This is a genomic window from Pseudomonas sp. LAMO17WK12:I10 (assembly GCF_900215185.1).
GTDB lineage: Bacteria > Pseudomonadota > Gammaproteobacteria > Pseudomonadales > Pseudomonadaceae > Aquipseudomonas > Aquipseudomonas chlororaphis.
This window is the reverse complement of the sequence record NZ_OBDX01000033.1, coordinates 36,549-57,189: the sequence shown is the minus strand read 5'-3', so window position 1 is coordinate 57,189 and position 20,641 is coordinate 36,549. Positions and strand designations below refer to the sequence as shown.

The following is a 20,641-nucleotide window of genomic DNA, read 5'->3' as shown; positions in this document are numbered from 1 at the left end:
GTTTTTTATTTTGCTTGCCCACTACTTGTAAAACAGATCAATTACCACAGCAGCATCGAACGGCCCTATCACCGGCTTCGCGCGCCAGAGAAGTTGCGCAAAGAGATCGATCCGAGCTGGGGTGGTTCCAGTCATGTCAGTAAGTTTGAACCAGCTGTTGTAAGCAAGCTTTTCATTACTTTCCGCCCGAAGCAAAGAAATACCAACAGAACTGTTATTTGCCGGGACTAATAATCCATTTAAAATACTGCCAGTCTTAGGAGTGAACCGCGCATTGACCGTATAAGGCGTAGTGCAATCCCTCTTCAGATTCAGACTGAATCTTGAGGCTGTAATCTGCTGGCCGCTCTGCCCTCCCCCCGAAGACAATCGCCCAAAATCAATCGTACTCGGTGTAACAGTTAACTTTGGCGAACACGGAACAAAACGAATTTTATTGAGCCCTGTCAGAACATAATTCAAGTTAGAGTTGGGCGTTGGATTCAACCCACCAACACCATCCAACTGAAAGACTCTGTAACTTGTCAGGCTGGTCGCCTGACCTGTCGTTGGAGTCGTACCGTACTTTTCTATAAAAACAGAGAAATTTAATGTGAATTTTGCAGACCGCCAACCAGTGCAGTTAGCCCAGTTACACCCTTCCTGAGAATGATATCCAGTATCGTATTTTCCGCTGGATTGTGTGATGGCAATCCCTTTATAGCGAATTCCCACCCGAATTCCTTGTCCAACACTGACACTTGCTGGGTTCAAGTAAAAATAAATACTTTCTTTCCCTACTTCACGGTTGTCAGCGCATATCACGGGAACAGACCTGGATTGCGACTCCCAGATAATTGTCCCATTCGGGGCGTCAGCCTGTACGGCTAAATCTGTACCCAGGGCTTCATTGAAGCTTGCACTACTGCTCCCATCTACCAGGCATGACAAAGCAAAGCTTTTGATTGGAATCCAAAACAACAAAAGAAACATTACTGAAATAACTCTTGAGAGTTTCATTTTTATCTCATCGCCGTTAGAAAAAATCACTTACTAAAGAGCTTAGCCACATGAGGAACTTGCAACCCCACATCATTAATCTCAGTAAACTCAACTTTTACATTATCGATTCCGGATAAAACCTTAAAATCAATATACTTTTGCTCTCCTGGCTTAAGAAACAAATAATCGAGACCGGGAACAGTTCCCGCTGATGTTTGGAAAGCAATATCCATTAGCGATACATGAAGACGACTGGGATTTATAACCTCCACCCTATCCTGGAGCCTTTTCCAGTGTAGCGAAGCCACAGCATCGGAAACACTTCCCTCCATGCCCTTGGGGCGGAAAAACAGTTTCAGTCTTTGTTGAACAGCAAATTGCACACTGTTTTGTTTACCAGACTTTATTGGAATTTCCATAACATTCAAAAAGAACATTGATTCCCGATCCAGCGGCAAACCGGCACCAGAATAAATCATACGAATCTGATGGCGTCTTTGCGGTTCGATTTTTATTAGCGGCTCGATTATTACAAATGGAACATCAAGATCATCTTTATTTTGATCGTTGGTTATACGGCTTTGTACCAACGCAACTTTTTCACCAAAATTAGAGACTGTTACTACTGCCTCTCTGTTTGCCCCATGATAAATAACCCTGGTCCCTTCGATTACCAATTCTGCGTTCGCCTGACTAACCATCGCTATCAAAGCGACCAAGAGAAAAAACACCCGCATTCGATCTTTCGAAATGCCCAACATAATTATGCATACCTTCATAGATAAGCGAATGCAAGATAATAAAGAGCACAGCAATGATTAAGAATCAGACTAATCTTATTTTCAATAAGCTTTCTGCAGAGTATCTACAAGAAAAGACGCCGAGGCCCTGCCAAGCGGGTATCGGTCGGTTGGCCAAGACTCATTACTTCGCTCAACAATTGGGCAAGCTGGGGTTGAAGACTTCAACCACAATTCACCCATGCTGCTCCTCACCTACAGGATTGCAAGGAGCGCATTAAGACGGGAGGGGGGGAGAGGGATGCCTGCTCATAGACTGCTCTTTATCGTCTGAGCACCAAGAAAGGCCCGGCATCTACCACTTTTCACATGAACATTTCAGCCGCGGGCTTTTTCGATCAGTTCGATGTAGTCGGCGGCATTGCGCTGGTCCTGGATCAGGGCCACAAAGTCCTTGCCGTGTTCGTCCTTGCCGTCCAGGTCGTAGCCGGCCTCGACGAAAAACACCAGGAAACGCTCGAAATCGTCGATACGCAGGCCACGATAGGCCTTGATCAGCTTGTGCAGGGACGGCGAAGTGGCGTCGGCCGGCTCGAAATCGAGGAACAGTTTGATCTGCGCATCGCCGATCTCGTCACCAATCACTTGTTTCTTATCTTTACGCATTGCCGACTCCAGCTCGCAGACATTTCACGGGGCAGGCAGTTTACCCCCAGGCCGCGTCGGGCCTCAACGCGAGCGTACGGAGCCGGTGTGCAGATCGGCCCAGATGTGGCCGTTGGCGTAGCTGAGGAACTGGCAATACACCGTGTCGTTGCGCAACAGGTCCATCACCACCCGATACTGGGCCAATGGATAGAACAGGGTGAGGGTCTTGCTCTTGGCGTCGAACTGGGGCTTTTTCAGGCTTTTGCTCTCGCCGTCGAAATTCACCAGCACCTGGCTGATGGTCGCGCCCTTGTTCAGCGGCTTGCCCTTGAGCCGGACCAGCAGCGGCGAAGTGACCGGGATCGGTTGCTGGTTGGATTGGCGCTGGCTGCCGATGACCACCGAGTATTCGGTGACCTGCAACAACTGTTGCTGCTCGGGAGCGACGTCACGCAGGGTCAGATCATCGGGGGGCAGGAACTGCGCGTGCATGGGCGCCGGGGCAGCGGCCAGGGGCAGGCTTAGGATCAGAACAAAGGCAGCGCAACTGCGAATCAAAAGGCTCATGACAGGCTCCGGACACAAGGCCTGGCACTCTAGCATGGGTCAGCGCAGATTTTTGCAGGCGCGGCTACAGCTCCAGCGCAAGGATGGCGCTCAGTCGAACTGGGCGCGCATCCAGGCCTGGTATTCGGCCACACCCGGCTCGCCTTCGCGGGGCGCCCAAACGGCCAGTTCACCTTCGCCGACCGGACGATAAGGCCCGGCCTTGCATTCAAACATCAGGCTATCGGGTTCAAGCACCACCAGGCCGTGGTAGACGCCGACCGGCAGGTCGACGCCCATGCAATCGCCACCCGCCTGCAGCACACGTTTTTCCAGCACCTGACCGGCGTCGTCGAAAATCAGCAGGCCCAGGCTCCCCTTGAGTACCAGCAGGGTCTCGGCCTTGTCGTCACCTAGATGACGATGGGGCGGGATATAGGTGGATGGCTGCAGCCCCACCGCCATGCGGTGACAAGGCTCTTGCATCTGATGGAAATTGTGGTGATGGCGACCACGGGGGCTGGCCGAGGCTTTTTCGGCTAGCTCGGCAAACAGCGACTGATCCAGATAGCTCGGCTCGCTCATGGCTTACATCCCCTTGACGGCAAAGATGCCGGCAGCGTTGCGCCAGTAACCCTTGTAGTCCATGCCGTAACCGAAGATGTAGCGATCCACGCAGGGCAGGCCGACGTAGTCGGCTTTCAGGTCGGGACGGGCCTTGCGGTCGTGGTCCTTGTCGATCAGCACAGCGGTGTGCACCGCGCGGGCACCGGCGTGTTTGCAGAAGTCGATGATCGCGCCCAGGGTATGACCCTCGTCGAGGATGTCGTCGATGATCAGCACGTCACGGTCGATGAAGGACACTTCCGGCTTGGACTTCCAGAACAGCTCGCCGCCGCTGGTTTCGTTGCGATAGCGGGTGGCATGCAGGTAGGAAGCTTCCAGCGGGAATTTCAGGTGGGTCAGCAGCTTGCCGGAGAAGATCAGGCCACCGTTCATCACGCAGAAAACCACCGGATTGCGCTCCGCCAGTTGTTCATTGATTTGTGCACCGACTCGGGCGATGGCCGCCTCGACCTCAGCTTCGGTGTACAGGCAGTCAGCCTCGCGCATGATTTGACGGATATGCTCGAGATCAGCGGACATGGCGCTCTCCAAGGGGGGTGGCAGTTTCGGAAAAGCGAGCAAAGGTACGCATCCGGCCCGGTCAGATCAAGCGTTTCTGGACTAACGTACTTAGATGTCTATAGGACAACACCCTCGGATAGATTAATCTAGGCCGGTTTTTTTGCCCGCCGCCGGAGCCTTTCCCTATGCCCATCCGTGAGATCCGCCATCCGCTGATCCGACACAAACTTGGCCTTATGCGCCGCGCCGACATTAGCACGAAGAACTTCCGCGAGCTCGCTCAGGAAGTCGGTGCCCTGCTGACGTACGAAGCCACCAAAGACTTGCCGCTCGAATCCTATGAGATTCCGGGCTGGTGCGGCCCCGTCCAGGTCGAGAAGATCGCCGGCAAGAAGATTACCGTGGTGCCGATCCTGCGCGCCGGTATCGGCATGCTCGAAGGCGTGCTCAGCCTGATCCCCGGCGCCAAGGTCAGCGCCGTGGGCGTGGCCCGCAACGAGGAAACCCTGCAGGCGCACACCTACCTGGAAAAACTGGTTCCGGAAATCGACGAACGCCTGGCCATGATCATCGACCCGATGCTCGCCACCGGCAGCTCCATGGTCGCGACCATCGACCTGCTGAAAAAGGCTGGCTGCAAGGACATCCGCGCCATGGTGCTGGTCGCCGCTCCCGAGGGCATCGAAGCCGTCGAGAAAGCGCACCCGGACGTGACCATCTACACCGCTTCCATCGATCAGAAACTCAACGAGCACGGCTACATCATCCCGGGCCTGGGCGATGCCGGCGACAAGATCTTCGGCACCAAGCAGAAGGACGCTTGAGCATGCAGGATGAGTTCAACGATCCGCTCTGGCGCCAGGTGCTGTCTGGCGCGCAGATGCTCTTCGTGGCCTTTGGCGCGTTGGTGTTGATGCCGCTGATTACCGGTCTCGACCCCAACGTGGCGCTGTTCACGGCGGGTCTCGGGACTCTGTTGTTCCAGCTCGTGACCGGGCGCCAGGTACCGGTATTCCTGGCCTCCAGCTTTGCCTTCATCACCCCGATCATTCTCGCCAAGGGCCAGTTCGGCCTGGCCGCGACCATGGGTGGGGTGATGGCGGCCGGTTTCGTTTATACCTTCCTGGGCCTGGCGGTGAAGATCAAGGGCACCGGTTTCATCGACCGGCTGCTGCCGCCGGTGGTGATCGGCCCGGTGATCATTTCCATCGGCCTGGCCATGGCGCCGATCGCCGCCAACATGGCGATGGGCAAGGCCGGCGACGGCAGCGAGCTGATTCATTACCAGACGGCGATGATGATCTCGATGCCGGCGCTGCTGACCACCCTGATCGTCGCAGTATTCGGCAAAGGCATCTTCCGCCTGGTGCCGATCATCTCCGGGGTGCTGGTGGGCTTTGCCCTGTCGTTCTACTTCGGCGTGGTCGACACCGCGAAGATCGCCGCGGCCCCCTGGCTGGCCCTGCCGCACTTCACCGCGCCGGAGTTCAACTGGCAGGCGATCCTGTTCATCGTCCCCGTGGCCCTGGCACCCGCTATCGAGCACATCGGCGGGGTGATCGCGGTCGGCAGCGTGACCGGTCGCGACTACCTGAAAAAGCCGGGCCTGCATCGCACCCTGTTCGGTGACGGCATCGCCACCACCGCCGCCGGCCTGTTCGGCGGTCCGCCCAATACCACCTACGCCGAAGTGACTGGCGCGGTCATGCTGACCAAGAACTACAACCCGAAAATCATGACCTGGGCGGCGATCTTCGCCATCAGCCTGGCGTTTATCGGCAAGTTCGGTGCGCTGCTGCAAAGCATTCCGGTACCGGTGATGGGCGGGATTCTCTGCCTGTTGTTCGGTTCGATCGCGGCGGTGGGCATGAACACCCTGATCCGTCACAAGATCGACCTGGGCGAAGCCCGCAATCTGGTGATCGTCTCGGTAACCCTGGTGTTCGGGATTGGTGGGGTGTTGATCGGTACCGGTACCGGTCCGGACGACTTCGGCCTGAAAGGGATCGCCCTGTGCGCCGTCGTCGCGATTGCGCTGAACCTGACCCTGCCGGGCAACGATGGCTGGAAGAACAAGAAGGCTGAGGAACCGCTGATCTGAGGATCCGCGTCAGCCGGAAATCCATCGCGGGCAAGCCTCGCTCCTACAGACGGCATTGCCGTAGGAGCGAGGCTTGCCCGCGATGCGTTTACAACGCCAAAGGCGCGCGCTCGCACAAGGTGTTCAATGCCTTGGCCCATTGCGGGTCGTCGTTCAGGCACGGCACCAGCACCAACTCCTCCCCTCCCGCTTCGCGGAACTGTTCGCGACCGCGATCACCGATCTCTTCCAGGGTCTCGATGCAGTCGGCGACAAACGCCGGACACATCACCAGGATCTTCTTCACGCCCTGTCGGGCCAATTCATCCAGGCGCGCCTCGGTGTAGGGCTCGATCCATTTGGCACGCCCCAGACGGGACTGGAACGACACCGACCACTTGCCGTCCGCCAGCCCCATGCGCTCGGCGAATGCCCGGGCCGTGCTCAGGCACTGGCCGCGGTAACAGGTGGCAGCCACCTCGGGTGTCGCGTCGCGGCAGCAATCGCCTTCCAGGCTATGGCCGGGATTGAGCTTTTTCAGGTGCCGCTCGGGCAAGCCATGGAAGCTCAGCAGCAGATGATCGAAGTCCTGTTGCAGGTGCGGCCTGGCACTGGCCACCAGCGCGTCGAGGTACTCCGGCTGATCGTAAAACGGCTGCAGCACCGAAAGCTGCACATCCAGCTTCTTGTCCCGAATCACCCGCCGGGCTTCCTCCACCACCGTGGTCACGGTGCTGTCGGCGAATTGTGGATAGAGCGGCGCCAGGGTGATCTTCTTCTGCCCCTGGGCCACCAGGCGCAGCAGCGCCGACTCGATGGACGGCTCGCCATAACGCATCGCCAGTTCCACCGGGCCGTGCTTCCACTCACTCGTCATGGCTTCCTGCAAGCGGCGGCTGAGCACCACCAGCGGCGAACCCTGCTCCCACCAGATCGAAGCGTAGGCATGGGCCGATTGCTCCGGACGCTTGATCAGGATCAGCGATACCAGCAGCCGCCGAACGGGCCACGGCAGATCGATCACGTAAGGGTCCATCAGGAATTGATTGAGGTAGCTGCGCACATCCGCCACCGAGGTGGAGGCCGGCGAACCCAGGTTGACCAGGAGCAACGCGTGATCGGTCATGCAACGTCCTATTTCAGAGGCGGCTGGACAAGTCGTCCAGGGCCGCGCGCAAATCAGTGAACTGGAAAGTGAATCCGGCGGCCAGCAACCGCGCGGGGACCGCGCGCTGACCACCCAGCAGCAGCAACGACAATTCCCCCAGGCCGACACGCAAGACAAAGGCCGGCACCGGCACTACCGCCGGCCGGTGCAAGACGCTGCCCAGGGTCTTGGCGAACTCGCGATTGCGCACCGGCTTCGGCGCGCAGGCATTATAAGGACCGCTGGCATCACTGCGGTGCAGAAGAAAATCAATCAGGGTGATTTGATCCTTGATATGAATCCACGGCATCCACTGCCGACCGTTGCCGATCGGCCCGCCCAGTGCCAGTTTGAAGGGCAGCAGCAAGCGCGACAAAAAGCCGCCCTCGGCCGCCAGCACCAGGCCCGTGCGAATCAGCACCACACGCAGGCCCATGGCCTCGGCACGCTGCGCGGTCTCCTCCCAGGCGATACACAACTGGCTGGCGAAATCCTCACTGACCGGGGGCGAATCCTCATTCAGCTCGCGCTCCCCGCCATCGCCATACCAGCCCACGGCCGACCCGGAGATCAGCAACCCGGGTTTCTGCCTCCGGCTTTCCAGCCAGGCCAACAACTTTTCCGTCAGGGTAATGCGGCTGCTCCAGAGCAGTGCCTTGCGCTTGTGAGTCCAGGGCCGATCGGCGATCGGTGCTCCCGCCAGGTTGATGATGGCGTCGACCGGTTCCTCTGCAAGTTCGTCCAGGCGGGCGATGCCGCGAACCTGAGCGCCACAGAGTTTGGGCACCTCGGTGGGCCGACGACTCCATACGGTCAACTGATGGCCCTGGGTCAGCCAGTGACGGCAGAGCTGACGTCCTATCAAACCAGTACCGCCGGTCAGCAATATGTGCATGACATCTTCCTCGCGTGGCGTTTTACCCGGATCACTAGTCTATTTTTATAAGCAGGGATCTTTTCAATCGGGCAGGCTCTGTGTTTAACAATAGGACACCCTGTAAAACCGATAACGCCGAAAGTTATACAAAAAAACAAAATTGTACAGATCTTAACGACGGCGTAGTCTGCACAGAAAGGTAAACGAGGCCCCTATGACCGTACCCATCGCAATCATTGGTACCGGCATCGCCGGACTCTCCGCCACCCAGGCGCTGAGAGACGCCGGGCATGTCGTGCAACTCTTCGACAAGAGCCGCGGCAGCGGCGGACGTATGTCCAGCAAGCGCAGCGACGCCGGCGCGCTGGACATGGGCGCGCAATATTTCACCGCCCGCGACCGGCGCTTCGTCACCGAAGTCCAGCGCTGGCAAGCCAATGGCTGGGCCGCCGAATGGACGCCGCAGCTGTACAACTTCCATGGCGGCCAGCTCACCCCGTCGCCGGACGAACAGACCCGCTGGGTCGGCACCCCGCGCATGAGTGCCATTACCCGTGGCCTGCTGGGCGAAACGGAGGTGCACTTCGCCTGCCGCATCACCGAGGTCTACCGCGGCGAACAGCATTGGCACCTGCAGGATGCCGAAGGTTTCACCCACGGCCCGTTCAGCCACGTGATCATCGCCACGCCGGCCCCCCAGGCCACCGCCCTGCTGGCCGCCGCACCGAAACTGGCGAGTGCCGCCGCCGGGGTGAAAATGGACCCGACCTGGGCTGTCGCCCTGGCATTCGAGACCGCGCTGGAAACCCCGGTGGAAGGCTGCTTCGTACAGGACAGCCCGCTGGACTGGCTGGCCCGCAACCGCAGCAAGCCAGGGCGCGACAACGGCCTCGACACCTGGGTCCTGCACGCCAGCAGCACCTGGAGCCGCCAGCACATCGACCTACCGAAAGAAGCAGTGATCGAACAATTGCACGGCGCATTCGCCGAGCTGCTGCACAGCGCCATGCCCGCCCCCAGCTTCAGCCTCGCCCACCGCTGGCTCTACGCCCGCCCAGCGAGCAGCCATGAATGGGGAGCCCTGGCGGATGTCGACCTGGGACTCTATGTGTGCGGCGACTGGTGCCTGTCCGGTCGCGTCGAAGGAGCCTGGCTCAGCGGGCAGGAGGCCGCCCGCCGGTTGCATGAAAACCTGTAAGCGCATCACCCCGCGTAACGTTTTGCTGCTGTCGCAATGGACAGCAGCCTGTCTCCTCCGCTCAAGACTCGAACACACTTCTGCCGATCGGACCGTTCCGAGACGAAGAAAAGCGTGCACCAAAAATCTCATGCGTTAGCCAGCCAGCAATCGAACGACAGATGAGCAGGACGCAACCCGAAGGGCTGGGCGGCAAAGCTGTACAAAATATTTGACTTGCACACCTTTGATCCTATGATGAGGCAAAGTTGTACAAGATCTTATTTTTGTACATGAAACCCGGAGCCTCTCACATGCCCGACAAGCCGAGAATCGCCATCAGCGCCTGCCTGTTGGGGGCGCCTGTGCGCTACAACGGCGGGCATAAGGAATCGCGCCTGTGCAGCCAGGCCCTCGCTGAGTTTTTCGAGTTTGTCCCGCTGTGCCCGGAAGTCGCCATTGGCCTGGGTACACCCCGCGAACCGATCCGCCTGGTGGGCGATCCGCGGCAACCGCGGGCCGTTGGCAGCGTCGACCAAACCATGGATGTCACCCGGGCACTCACCGATTACGGCCAGCGCATGGCCGCTGAACTGGACAGCCTCTGCGGCTACATCTTCATGCAGAAATCTCCGTCCTGCGGCCTGGAGCGGGTCAAGGTCTACCAGGACCAGGGCCGCCCCGCCGAGCTCAGCGGACGCGGTATCCATGCCCAGGCTTTCTGCAGCCGCCATCCGGACCTGCCGGTGGAAGAAGACGGTCGGCTCAATGATCCGGTGCTGCGGGAAAACTTCCTGACTCGGGTATTCGCCTACAGCGCCTGGCAGGACGTGCTCAGGCAGGGCCTGAGCCGTCGCCGCCTGACCGACTTTCACGCGCGCTACAAATACCTGCTGATGGCCCACAACCCGGAGCAATACAAGGCCCTTGGCACCCTGCTGGGCAGCATGGGCCAAAGCGATCCGGCGCAAATCGGCCCACGTTATTTCAGCCAGCTGATGGCGGCCCTGAAAAAGTGCGCCACCCGCCGTACCCACAGCAACGTACTGCAACACATCAGCGGCTATCTCAAGCAAGCCATCAGCCGCGACGACAAACAGGAAATGCAGCACCTCATCACCCAGTACCGCCACGGCATCGTGCCGCTGGTGGTGCCGCTGACCCTGCTCAAGCATCACCTGCGCCGGCACCCCGATCCCTACATCGCGCAACAGGTGTACCTGCAGCCCCACCCGGAAAGCCTCAGCCTGCGCAACGCGCTCTGAACCATGAACGACTCGAGGCTCGACCCGGATGCATCCGCCAGCGAATCCGATAGCGCCCATGAGCAAGGCTGGTTGCCGATTCGCGAGGTGACCCGCCAGACCGGGGTCAACGCCGTCACCCTGCGCGCCTGGGAACGCCGTTACGGGCTGATCGTGCCGCAACGCACCGCCAAGGGTCACCGGCTGTTTTCCAACGAACACGTGCAGCGCATCCTGAAGATCCTGACCTGGCTCGATCGCGGGGTGGCGGTCAGCCAGGTCAAGCACTTGCTGGACGCCGAGCCGGCGCCCAGCGAACCGGCCCAAAACGACTGGCACCTGCAACGCCAGCGCCTGATCCAGTCCATCAGCCAACTGGCCGAGCGCCAGGTCGACGAAAGCTTCAACCAGGCCATGGCGCTCTATCCGCCACGAACCTTGTGCGAGCACCTGCTGCTACCGCTGCTGGGCGAACTCGAACAGCGCTGGCAGGGCCGCTTCGGCATGCGGATGGAGCGGGTGTTTTTCCATTCCTGGCTGCGCAGCAAATTCGCGGTGCGGGTCTATCACAACAATCGCCAGCTACAAGGCGCCCCGCTGCTGCTGATCAATCACTCGGACCTGCCGCTGGAGCCACACCTGTGGCTCTGCGCCTGGCTGATCAGCAATGCCGACTGCCCCGTGGAAGTCTTCGACTGGCCGCTGCCCCCCGGTGAACTGGCCCTGGCCGCCGAACACCTGAAAGCGCGAGGCGTGCTGCTGTACTCGAGCCAGTCAATCAACCTGCGGCAACTGCCACGCCTGCTCGGCGGCCTCGACTGCCCGGTACTCATCGTCGGCCCAGCAGTGAGCATCCACCACGCCGAACTGGACATCTGCACTACCGAGATCGCCAATCTGCACCTCGCCGCAGACCCGCTCTCGGCGCACCAGACCCTGACCGGGCTAAGGCTTCTCTAATGCAGGAATTCCCATGCAACTGATCTGGCTACGCAGCGACCTGCGCCTGCATGACAACACCGCGCTGAGCGCCGCAACCCAGCGCGGGCCGACGGTGGCCCTGTACCTGCTGAGCCCGCGGCAGTGGCAGGCGCATGACGATGCGCCGTGCAAGGTCGACTTCTGGCTGCGTAACCTTGAACAACTGAGCGGCGACCTGGCGCGGCTGAATATCCCGCTGCTGATCCGCCAAGCGCCGAGCTGGGAGCAGGCACCCCAGGTGCTGTTGCAGCTGTGCCGGGAACTGGCCATCGAGGCGCTGCACGTCAACGAGGAATACGGCATCCACGAAAGTCGCCGCGATACGGCGGTGGCCAGCCTGCTGAAGAGCCAGGGCGTGGGCTTCCACAGTTACCTCGACCAACTGCTGTTCCGGCCCGGCAGCGTGCTGACCAGGAGCGGCGGCTACTTCCAGGTCTTCAGCCAGTTTCGCAAGGTCTGCTACAACCGGCTGCACAACGCCCTGCCACCACAGCTGGCGGCTCCCAGGGCGCAAGCCGCGCTGAGGATAAAGGCCGATGCGCTGCCCCGGCAGGTCGAAGGGTTTCCGACACCCGGACCGCACCTGCAAGCGCTCTGGCCGGCCGGTGAAACCGCGGCGCAACAACGCCTGGCACATTTTGCCGAGGCCCAGCTCGACCACTACCAGGCCGAGCGCGACTTGCCGGCCAGGCCCGGCACCAGTCAGCTTTCGCCCTACCTCGCCGCCGGCGTGCTGTCGCCACGCCAATGCCTGCACGCGGCGCTGCAGAACAACCGGGGCGAGTTCGCCAGCGGCAGCCCCGGCGCCGTCACCTGGATCAACGAACTGCTCTGGCGCGAGTTCTACAAACACATCCTGGTGGGTTATCCGCGGGTGTCCCGGCACCGAGCCTTCCGCCCGGAAACCGAAGCCGTGGCCTGGCGCGATGCCCCCGATGAGCTGGCGGCCTGGCAGCAGGCCCGCACCGGCCTGCCGATCATCGACGCGGCCATGCGCCAGTTGCTGGAAACCGGCTGGATGCACAACCGTTTGCGGATGATCGTGGCGATGTTCTTGACCAAGAACTTGCTGATCGACTGGCGCCACGGTGAGCGCTTTTTCATGCGCCACCTGATCGACGGCGATCTGGCGGCAAATAACGGTGGCTGGCAATGGAGTTCATCCACCGGCACCGATTCGGCGCCCTACTTCCGCATCTTCAACCCCTTGAGCCAGTCGCAGAGGTTCGACAGCCAAGGGGCTTTCATCAAGCACTGGCTGCCAGAGCTGGCGGGGTTGAATGCAAAAGATATCCACAATCCGGCCGCCATGGGCGGCCTGTTCGGCGTGGCCGATTACCCGCCGCCGATGGTCGATCTGTCGATGTCCCGCGAGCGCGCTTTGGCGGCCTTCAAGAACCTGCCGTCACGGGTGGCTGCCGAGGAGTATCGGGAGTAAGGGGCGGCAGGCGTCCGTCAGTGGTTTCACACAGCCTGCGGCCACTGCCTTACACTGCGCGCCTATGACCACTATTCCTGTCACCCAGATCGCCGAAACGGCGGTCACCTGCTCGAGCTGCGCGGCCTGCTGCTGCCAACTGGAAGTGATGCTGATCACCGAAACCGGGGTGCCCGAACGTTTTATCGACACCGACGAGTGGGGCGGCGAAGTCATGTTGCGACTGGATGATGGTTGGTGTGCCGCGCTGGATCGCAACAGCATGCTGTGCAGCATCTACGAACAACGGCCACTGATCTGCCGGGAGTTCGAGATGGGGGAAGTGGACTGCCTCAACGAACGCCGCGGCATCGCCACGGCGTATCGCTGAAAGGGTCTTACAACGGCATGGTGTAATGCAGCGAGTAGCTCTCTACACCGTCGTTGGGCGTCGCGATGCCAGCGTTGGAATAGTGCGTGGCACGGAGACCGACTTCATGCCCGCCGTTGAACCGCAGGCCGAAACCGAAGCGGTCCTCGAACTGGAACGCCGAACCGAGCTTGTTGTCCTCCACCTCGGTGTTGGCGAATACCGCCACGCCGATCCCCGCCTCGATGTAAGGCTTGATGTTCTGCCCGGCAAATTCGTACACCAGCACCGGCGAGAACGACAGGCTGTGGTTGCTGGACTTCTCGTCGCCATCCCAGAAGGTATAGGCGCCGCTCCAGTAGCCGGTCAGGCGACCGACATCGCTTTGCAGCCAGCTCTTGTCCCAATCGAATTGCATGCCCAGGCGATAGGTCTGGGTCGAATCGCCGGTCTGCCCCACCGAAAACTCGACGCCGGCCGCTTGTGCCGAAAAACTTTGCCCCAGTAATGCAGCTGCAAGTGCAGCCAAACAAAACATTCGTCTCATCAGGAACATCCTTTTCAAACGATTTGTATGGTGTTGTACAGATTCCGCAGACACGTTAATAGAAATCTGTGCTTGAACAGAAGTTCAGCGCAAATCAGCGCTTCTGCAGGATTTTTTATAAAGCGAAGCTTTGCACCGCTCCCGCCTCTTTCCAGAGCAACGGCAGAATATGTCTGAAGTGACACGGATCGCCACTGGTCCAGAACCGGGCCTGGCGTGCAGGCCCCGCAGCCAACAGCTCGCGCTCGCCGAGCAGGCGCTCCAGGTGGCGGGCAACCGCGGCCCCGGTATCGATCAGGCTGATGTCCTCGGGGATCATCGACTTGAGCAACGGCTTGAGAAACGGATAGTGGGTGCAACCGAGGATGAGGGTGTCACAGCCGGCCGCCAGCAGCGGTTCGACATAACCCTGCAGCAGTTGGCGCAACGCGGGGCTGTGCAGGTCCCCGGCTTCGATCCGTTCCACCAGGCCCGGGCATGGCCGGGTGATGACCTTGATATCGGTGGCGAAACGATCGAGCAAGGCAGCGAACTTGGCACTCTGCAAGGTCCCGGTGGTGGCCAGCACGCCGACCACGCCACTGCGAGTGGCGGCGGCAGCCGGCTTGACCGCGGGCTCCATGCCGATGATAGGCCAGTCCGGGTAGTCCCGACGCAGGTCAGCGACAGCGGCCACGGTCGCGGTGTTGCAGGCCAGCACCAGCGCCTTGGCGCCCTGCTCGCGGAAAAACCCGGCGACCAGGCTGCAACGCTGACGGATGAATTCGGGGGTTTTCTCGCCGTAGGGAATGTTGCCGCAATCGGCCACATACAGCAGCGATTCATGGGGCAGGCGCTGCTGGATCTCCGCCAGCACCGACAGGCCGCCGACGCCGGAGTCGAAGACGCCGATCGGCGCTTCAAGCATGCTGGCCTCCACAGACGCTGCAGCCCGGGTCACGCTTGACCCGCAGTTCGCGAAAGCGCGTGCCCAGGGCATCGATCAACAACAGGCGGCCCACCAGCGGCTCGCCGAACCCCACCAGCAGCTTCAAGGCCTCGAGGGCCTGCAGGCTGCCCACCAGCCCCACCAGCGGCCCGAGCACACCGGCCTCGCTGCAGGTCAGTTCGGCTTCGCTGCCATGCCCATATAAACAGTGGTAGCACGGGCTCTCGGGACGCCGTGGGTCGAACACCGACAGTTGCCCCTCCAGGCGAATCGCCGCGCCGCTGACCAGCGGCTTGCCGGCGGCGACGCAGGCGGCATTCACTGCCTCGCGGGTCGAGAAGTTGTCGGTGCAATCGAGCACCAGGTCCACCGCCGTGACCGCGGCCGCCAGGGAGTCGGCATCCAGCGCGACGCGATGAGGCACCAGCTGGATCTCGGGATTGATAGCGGACAAACGCCCCATCGCCGAATCGACCTTGCTCAGGCCGACACTGTCGGTGTCGTGAATGATCTGGCGTTGCAGGTTGGTCAGATCAACCGTATCGAAGTCGGCCAGGTGCAGCTCGCCGACGCCCGCGGCGGCCAGGTACAAGGCCACCGGAGCGCCCAGGCCACCCAGGCCGACGATCAATACGCGGCTGGCCTTGAGTCGCAACTGGCCATCGATGTCGACGTGCTGCAACAGAATCTGCCGGCTGTAGCGCAACAACTCCTGATCGTTCAGCACGGCAGGCTTCCTAAGCTGATGCGTTCATGACCGCCCAGGTCGACACGGCTGTGCACCTCGGCAAACCCTTGACTGAGTAACAGGTCGCGTACGGCCGGCGCCTGGTCGTACCCATGCTCGAGCATCAACCAGCCGCCAGCCTCGAGGTGCTCTGGCGCCTGGGCGATGATCAGGCGCAGGTCGTCCAGCCCGTCCTTGCCCGCGACCAGGGCGCTCTCTGGCTCGAAACGCACATCGCCGGCCGCCAGGTGCGGGTCGGTGTCGGCGATATAGGGCGGGTTGCTGATGATCAGTTGATAACGCTCGCCTTGCAGGGCGCTGAACCAATGGCTGCTCAGTACCGTGACATTGTCCAGTTGCAGGCGCTGGCGGTTGCGTTCGGCCAGGGCCACGGCTTCCAGCACCCGGTCGACCGCGGTGACCCGCCACGCCGGGCGCTCGCTGGCCAGGGCCAGGGCGATGGCGCCGCTGCCGGTGCCCAGGTCGAGCACTCTGGCCGGGGTGGCGGGCAGCAGTTCCAGCGCCGCCTCCACCAGCAATTCGGTGTCGGGACGCGGAATCAGGGTGTGTGGCGCCACTTCCAGGTCGAGCTTCCAGAAGCCCTGCTGGCCAAGGATATAAGCCACCGGTTCGCCGGAACGGCGCCGCTGCAGGTAACTGGAGAAGGTCAGCGCCGCTTCGCTGGGCACGATCCGCTCGGGCCAGGTGTGCAGGAAGCTGCGCGGCTTGCCCAGGGCAGCGGCCAGCAGCAACTCGGCATCCAGGCGGGCCGTGGGCGAATCGGGCAATTGGGCGGCGCGCAACAGGCTGGCGATGATGGTCATTTATGTTTACTCGCCCAGTGCCGCAAGTTGATCGGCCTGGTATTCGGCCAGAAGCGGTTCGATCACGGCCTCGACGCCACCGGCGAGGATTTCATCGAGGGAATAGAGGGTCAGGTTGACGCGGTGATCGGTCACCCGGCCCTGGGGAAAGTTGTAGGTGCGAATGCGCTCGGAGCGGTCGCCCGAACCCACCAGCAGCTTGCGTTCGCTGGCAATCGCGTTGGCCGCGGCGCTGGTCTGCTGGTCGTTGAGCTTGGCCGATAGCCAGGACATGGCCCGCGCCCGGTTCTTGTGCTGGGAACGTTCTTCCTGGCACTCGACCACGATTCCCGACGGGATGTGGGTGATGCGGATCGCCGAGTCGGTCTTGTTAACGTGCTGGCCACCGGCGCCGGAGGAGCGGTAGGTATCGATCCGCAGGTCCGCGGGGTTGATCTCGATGGCTTCCTGTTCGTCCGGCTCGGGCAATACCGCCACGGTGCAGGCCGAGGTATGGATGCGGCCCTGGGACTCGGTGGCCGGCACCCGCTGCACGCGGTGGGCGCCGGATTCGAATTTCAGCTTGCCGTAGACGTTCTCGCCTTCGACCCGGGCGATGACTTCTTTATAGCCGCCGTGCTCGCCCTCGTTTTCCGAGAGGATCTCCAGCCGCCAGCCACGCCGCTCGGCATAACGCGAATACATGCGGAACAGGTCGCCGGAGAAGATCGCCGCCTCGTCGCCGCCGGTGCCGGCGCGGATTTCCAGGAACACGTTGCGCCCGTCGTTCGGGTCCTTGGGCAGCAGCATGCGTTGCAGGGTGCTTTCCAGCTCGACCAGTTGCTCCTTGGCCTCGCGGACTTCTTCCACCGCCATTTCCCGCATGTCCGGATCGCTGTCCTTGAGCAGCGCCTGGGCGCCCTCGAGGTCGGCCTGGACCTTGAGCACCTGTTTATAGGTCTCGACGATCGGCTCGACTTCGGCGTACTCCTTGGAATAGGCGCGGAACTTGGCCTGATCGGAAATGACTTCGCCGTCGCCAAGCAACGCGGTCAGTTCTTCGAAACGGTCCTGGAGGACATCCAGCTTATTGAGCAGTGACGCTTTCATTGCGGTTTTTTATCCGAAGAGTCCGAAGCGCCCTCACCGAGGGCAAAGAGTTCCTGGGCCATGGCCAGCGCATCCAGGCGGCCTTCAGCGGTCAGTTTTTTCAACTGGACGCTGGGCGCATGCAGCAGTTTGTTGGTCAGGCCGCGAGCCAGTTGCATCAGGACGTCTTCGGCGCTGCTGCCGTTGGCCAGCATGCGCTGGGCCTTTTGCAGTTCTTCATCGCGCAGGCGCTCGCTCTGCTGACGATACGCCTTGAGCACATCCACCGCAGCCAGCTCGCGCAGGCGCACCATGAAGTCCTCGGCGCCGATGTTCACCAGCTCTTCCGCCGCCTGCGCCGCGCCTTGGCGGCTCTTGAGGTTTTCGGCGACCACTTCGTGGAGATCGTCGACGGTATAGAGGTAAACGTCGTCCAACTCGCCGACTTCCGGTTCGATATCCCGCGGAACGGCAATATCCACCATGAAGATCGGCTTGTGCTTGCGCAGCTTCAGCGCGCTTTCCACCGCGCCCTTGCCAAGGATCGGCAACTGGCTGGCGGTGGAACTGATGACGATATCGCTGTGCACCAGCTCCTGAGGAATATCCGACAGCAGCACGGCATGGGCTCCAAACTGTTCGGCCAGGGTGCTGGCGCGCTCCAGCGTGCGGTTGGCGACCACGATGCGCTTGACCCCCAGGTCATGCAGGTGGCGGGCGACCAGGGTAATGGTCTCGCCGGCGCCGATCAGCAGCGCCTGGCTGCGCTGCAGATCGCTGAAAATCTGTTTCGCCAGGCTCACCGCGGCAAAGGCCACGGAAACCGGGTTTTCGCCGATGGCGGTGTCGGTGCGTACCTGCTTGGCGGCACTGAAGGTGGCCTGGAACAGCCGCCCCAGCAGCGGGCCTATGGTTCCGGCCTCACGTGCCACGGCATAGGCGGATTTCATTTGCCCGAGGATCTGCGGTTCGCCCAGCACCAACGAGTCCAACCCCGAGGCGACACGCATCATGTGACGAACGGCCGCATCGTCTTCGTGCACATAGGCACTGGCGCGCAGGTCTTCGAGGCTCAGATGGTGATACTCGGCCAGCCAGCGCAGCACGACATCCGCCGAAAGGTGATCCTGTTCTATATAGAGTTCACTGCGATTGCAGGTGGAGAGGATCGCAGCTTCGCGGCTGTCGGTGAGGCGGCAGAGCTGCTGCAAGGCCTCAACCAACTGCTCAGGGGTAAAGGCCACGCGCTCGCGGACGTCTACTGAAGCAGTCTTGTGGTTAATACCGAGTGCGAGGAAGGCCATTCAAGGTCGCTGATGATGTCGAGAAGCCGACAATTGTCCTACTTCGAAAGATTCAGAACAACCACTGCCGACTATTGTCCCAATAGACTGCCTCTGTAAGGTATCCGCTGAGTCTCGGTTATGTTTGGCCGAAGGCTTGTGTCATGATGATCCGACCGCAGGTTAGTCGTCCTCTTCCTATATGAATAGATCTTCCGCGTTGCTCCTCGCTTTTGTCTTCCTCAGCGGCTGCCAGGCCTTGGCACCCGTTTCACCGGACGGTACGCCGCCGGTCGAAGACAGTACCCCGGCTCCTGAAAAGCCCAAGGTTTACTCCTCGTTCAGCGAAGACACGGTCTTCAGCCTGCTGAGCGCGGAACTGGCTGGCCAACGCAATCGTTTCGACATTGCCCTGGACAACTATGTCACCCAGGCCATCAATACCCAGGACCCGGGCATCTCCGAGCGGGCGTTTCGCATCGCCGAATACCTGGGCGCCGACCAGGCCGCGCTGGACACTGCGCTGATCTGGGCGAAAAACGCCCCGGACGACCTGGAAGCCCAGCGTGCCGCCGCCATCCAGCTGGCCCGCACCGGGCGTTACGACGAATCCATGGTCTATATGGAGAAAGTCCTGCAGGGCAAGGGCGATACCCATTTCGATTTCCTCGCGCTGTCGGCCGCCGACACCGACCAGGATACCCGCAACGGTCTGATGAAGAGTTTCGACCGCTTGCTGCAAAAACACCCGAACAACGGCCAACTGGTGTTCGGCAAGGCGCTGCTGCTGCAACAGGACGGCGATACCCGCGAAGCCCTGAAGCTGCTGGAGCAGAACCCGCCGGAAGAAGGCGAGATCGCGCCGATCCTCCTGCGCGCCCGCCTGCTGCAAAGCCTCAGCCGCGCCGACGAAGCCCTGCCGCTGCTGGAAAAAAGCATTCGCAAGTACCCGGACGACAAGCGCCTGCGCCTGACTTACGCGCGCATGCTGGTCGAGCAGGATCGCATGGACGACGCCAAGGCCCAGTTCTCCAGCCTGGTCCAGCAGTATCCGGAAGACGACGAGCTGCGCTACTCCCTGGCGCTGGTCTGCCTGGAAGCCAAGGACTGGGAAGAGGCCAAGGGTTACCTGGAAGACCTGATCGCCCGGGAAAGCCACGTCGATTCGGCGCACCTGAACCTGGGCCGCATCGCCGAAGAACTCAACGACCCGCAAGGCGCGCTGGCGGAATACGGCCAGGTCGGCCCAGGTACCGACTACCTGCCGGCACAATTGCGCCAGGCCGACATCCTGATGAACAACGGCCGTACCGCCGAAGCCGAAAAACGCCTGGCCGCCGCCCGCGACACCCAGCCGGACTACGCCATCCAGCTGTACCTGATCGAAGCCGAAACCCTGTCCGCCAACAAACAGGGCGACAAGGCCTGGAAGATTCTCCAGCAAGCCCTGCAGCAATACCCGGACGATGTGAACCTGCTCTACACCCGTGCGATGCAGGCCGAGAAGCGCAACGACCTGGCCCAGATGGAAAAGGACCTGCGCCTGATCATCAAGCGCGAGCCGGACAACGCCATGGCATTGAACGCCCTCGGCTACACCCTGTCGGATCGCACGACCCGTTACGCCGAAGCCAAGGCCCTGATCGAACAGGCCCACCAGCTGACCCCGGACGATCCGGCGGTACTCGACAGTCTGGGCTGGGTGAACTATCGCCTGGGCAACCTCGCGGAAGCCGAACGCCTGCTGCGCCAGGCGCTGGAACGCTTTCCCGACCAGGAAGTCGCCGCGCACCTGGGCGAAGTGCTCTGGGCCAATGGCAAGCAACGCGAAGCCAAGCAGATCTGGAGCAAGTTCCTCAAGGACCAGCCCGACAGCCCTATCCTGCGCAGCACCATCAAGCGCCTGACCGGATCAGAGACCCTTTAAG

At 61.1% G+C, this 20,641-nt stretch carries 22 protein-coding genes; 8 read left to right on the top strand and 14 right to left on the bottom strand.

Features of this window, described 5'->3' with window-relative positions; genetic code table 11:
* Positions 1 to 21: 21 nt before the first annotated feature.
* The 6 genes from CRO75_RS27420 to CRO75_RS27395 form a co-directional block, all read right to left on the bottom strand.
* A complete protein-coding gene (locus CRO75_RS27420; protein WP_097139450.1) occupies positions 22 to 999 on the bottom strand; it encodes a fimbrial protein in 978 nt (325 codons plus the stop codon).
* Between the two features lie 26 nt (positions 1,000 to 1,025).
* Entirely contained in the window at positions 1,026 to 1,742 is a 717-nt protein-coding gene (locus CRO75_RS27415; RefSeq protein WP_158539508.1) for a molecular chaperone, read from the bottom strand.
* A 357-nt stretch (positions 1,743 to 2,099) separates the two neighbouring features.
* A complete protein-coding gene (locus CRO75_RS27410) occupies positions 2,100 to 2,387 on the bottom strand; it encodes a PA4642 family protein (RefSeq protein ID WP_007928384.1) in 288 nt (95 codons plus the stop codon).
* 63 nt (positions 2,388 to 2,450) lie between these two features.
* Positions 2,451 to 2,936, bottom strand: coding sequence for a hypothetical protein (locus CRO75_RS27405; RefSeq protein WP_097139447.1), 486 nt, complete (start codon positions 2,934 to 2,936; stop codon positions 2,451 to 2,453).
* 90 nt (positions 2,937 to 3,026) lie between these two features.
* Entirely contained in the window at positions 3,027 to 3,500 is a 474-nt protein-coding gene (locus CRO75_RS27400; RefSeq protein WP_097139445.1) for a WbuC family cupin fold metalloprotein, read from the bottom strand.
* Positions 3,501 to 3,503: 3 nt separating this feature from the next.
* Positions 3,504 to 4,061, bottom strand: coding sequence for a hypoxanthine-guanine phosphoribosyltransferase (locus CRO75_RS27395; RefSeq protein ID WP_007928381.1), 558 nt, complete (start codon positions 4,059 to 4,061; stop codon positions 3,504 to 3,506).
* 167 nt (positions 4,062 to 4,228) lie between these two features.
* Here CRO75_RS27395 and upp point away from each other — a divergent pair, with 167 nt between their 5' ends.
* The gene (gene upp, locus CRO75_RS27390) at positions 4,229 to 4,867 is read left to right on the top strand and encodes a uracil phosphoribosyltransferase (RefSeq protein ID WP_007928379.1); all 639 of its coding nucleotides are present in this window, start codon (positions 4,229 to 4,231) and stop codon (positions 4,865 to 4,867) included.
* Between the two features lie 2 nt (positions 4,868 to 4,869).
* On the top strand, positions 4,870 to 6,144 hold the full coding sequence (locus CRO75_RS27385; RefSeq protein WP_097139444.1) for a uracil-xanthine permease family protein: 1,275 nt from the start codon (positions 4,870 to 4,872) through the stop codon (positions 6,142 to 6,144).
* Between the two features lie 88 nt (positions 6,145 to 6,232).
* Here the strand turns inward: CRO75_RS27385 and hemH are convergent, their stop codons facing one another.
* Both hemH and CRO75_RS27375 read right to left on the bottom strand, forming a co-directional pair.
* Positions 6,233 to 7,249 carry a ferrochelatase gene (gene hemH / locus CRO75_RS27380; protein WP_009045553.1) on the bottom strand — a complete coding sequence of 339 codons (1,017 nt, stop codon included), beginning with the start codon at positions 7,247 to 7,249 and terminating at the stop codon, positions 6,233 to 6,235.
* A gap of 13 nt (positions 7,250 to 7,262) precedes the next feature.
* Entirely contained in the window at positions 7,263 to 8,165 is a 903-nt protein-coding gene (locus tag CRO75_RS27375) for a TIGR01777 family oxidoreductase (protein WP_097139443.1), read from the bottom strand.
* Positions 8,166 to 8,361: 196 nt separating this feature from the next.
* On the opposite strand from CRO75_RS27375, the gene CRO75_RS27370 reads away from it, so the two are divergent.
* From CRO75_RS27370 to CRO75_RS27350, 5 genes are all read left to right on the top strand, one after another.
* Positions 8,362 to 9,345 carry an FAD-dependent oxidoreductase gene (locus CRO75_RS27370; RefSeq protein ID WP_097139441.1) on the top strand — a complete coding sequence of 328 codons (984 nt, stop codon included), beginning with the start codon at positions 8,362 to 8,364 and terminating at the stop codon, positions 9,343 to 9,345.
* A gap of 293 nt (positions 9,346 to 9,638) precedes the next feature.
* Positions 9,639 to 10,589, top strand: coding sequence for a DUF523 and DUF1722 domain-containing protein (locus tag CRO75_RS27365; RefSeq protein WP_097139439.1), 951 nt, complete (start codon positions 9,639 to 9,641; stop codon positions 10,587 to 10,589).
* A gap of 3 nt (positions 10,590 to 10,592) precedes the next feature.
* Positions 10,593 to 11,528, top strand: a complete 936-nt coding sequence (locus tag CRO75_RS27360; RefSeq protein WP_097139437.1) for a MerR family transcriptional regulator — start codon at positions 10,593 to 10,595, stop codon at positions 11,526 to 11,528.
* A 13-nt stretch (positions 11,529 to 11,541) separates the two neighbouring features.
* The gene (phrB, locus tag CRO75_RS27355) at positions 11,542 to 12,987 is read left to right on the top strand and encodes a deoxyribodipyrimidine photo-lyase (RefSeq protein ID WP_097139434.1); all 1,446 of its coding nucleotides are present in this window, start codon (positions 11,542 to 11,544) and stop codon (positions 12,985 to 12,987) included.
* Positions 12,988 to 13,051: 64 nt separating this feature from the next.
* The gene (locus CRO75_RS27350; protein WP_009045559.1) at positions 13,052 to 13,357 is read left to right on the top strand and encodes a YkgJ family cysteine cluster protein; all 306 of its coding nucleotides are present in this window, start codon (positions 13,052 to 13,054) and stop codon (positions 13,355 to 13,357) included.
* Positions 13,358 to 13,364: 7 nt separating this feature from the next.
* On the opposite strand, the gene CRO75_RS27345 is transcribed toward CRO75_RS27350, so the two are convergent.
* The 6 genes from CRO75_RS27345 to hemA form a co-directional block, all read right to left on the bottom strand.
* Positions 13,365 to 13,883 carry an acyloxyacyl hydrolase gene (locus CRO75_RS27345; protein ID WP_007928361.1) on the bottom strand — a complete coding sequence of 173 codons (519 nt, stop codon included), beginning with the start codon at positions 13,881 to 13,883 and terminating at the stop codon, positions 13,365 to 13,367.
* Positions 13,884 to 13,998: 115 nt separating this feature from the next.
* On the bottom strand, positions 13,999 to 14,790 hold the full coding sequence (gene murI / locus CRO75_RS27340; protein WP_097139432.1) for a glutamate racemase: 792 nt from the start codon (positions 14,788 to 14,790) through the stop codon (positions 13,999 to 14,001).
* The gene (locus tag CRO75_RS27335; RefSeq protein ID WP_085532388.1) at positions 14,783 to 15,538 is read right to left on the bottom strand and encodes a molybdopterin-synthase adenylyltransferase MoeB; all 756 of its coding nucleotides are present in this window, start codon (positions 15,536 to 15,538) and stop codon (positions 14,783 to 14,785) included. The genes murI and CRO75_RS27335 overlap by 8 nt, the downstream gene beginning before the upstream one ends.
* Positions 15,532 to 16,362: a peptide chain release factor N(5)-glutamine methyltransferase gene (gene prmC / locus CRO75_RS27330; RefSeq protein WP_097139430.1), complete on the bottom strand. Its 831-nt coding sequence runs from the start codon at positions 16,360 to 16,362 to the stop codon at positions 15,532 to 15,534. The genes CRO75_RS27335 and prmC overlap by 7 nt, the downstream gene beginning before the upstream one ends.
* Before the next feature lie 6 nt (positions 16,363 to 16,368).
* Entirely contained in the window at positions 16,369 to 17,451 is a 1,083-nt protein-coding gene (prfA, locus tag CRO75_RS27325; RefSeq protein WP_007928353.1) for a peptide chain release factor 1, read from the bottom strand.
* Complete coding sequence (gene hemA, locus CRO75_RS27320; RefSeq protein ID WP_009050788.1) at positions 17,448 to 18,734, bottom strand: glutamyl-tRNA reductase; 1,287 nt, start codon at positions 18,732 to 18,734, stop codon at positions 17,448 to 17,450. The genes prfA and hemA overlap by 4 nt, the downstream gene beginning before the upstream one ends.
* 181 nt (positions 18,735 to 18,915) lie before the next feature.
* On the opposite strand from hemA, the gene CRO75_RS27315 reads away from it, so the two are divergent.
* Positions 18,916 to 20,640, top strand: a complete 1,725-nt coding sequence (locus tag CRO75_RS27315; RefSeq protein WP_062824654.1) for a tetratricopeptide repeat protein — start codon at positions 18,916 to 18,918, stop codon at positions 20,638 to 20,640.
* The last annotated feature ends 1 nt before the right edge of the window (position 20,641 follow it).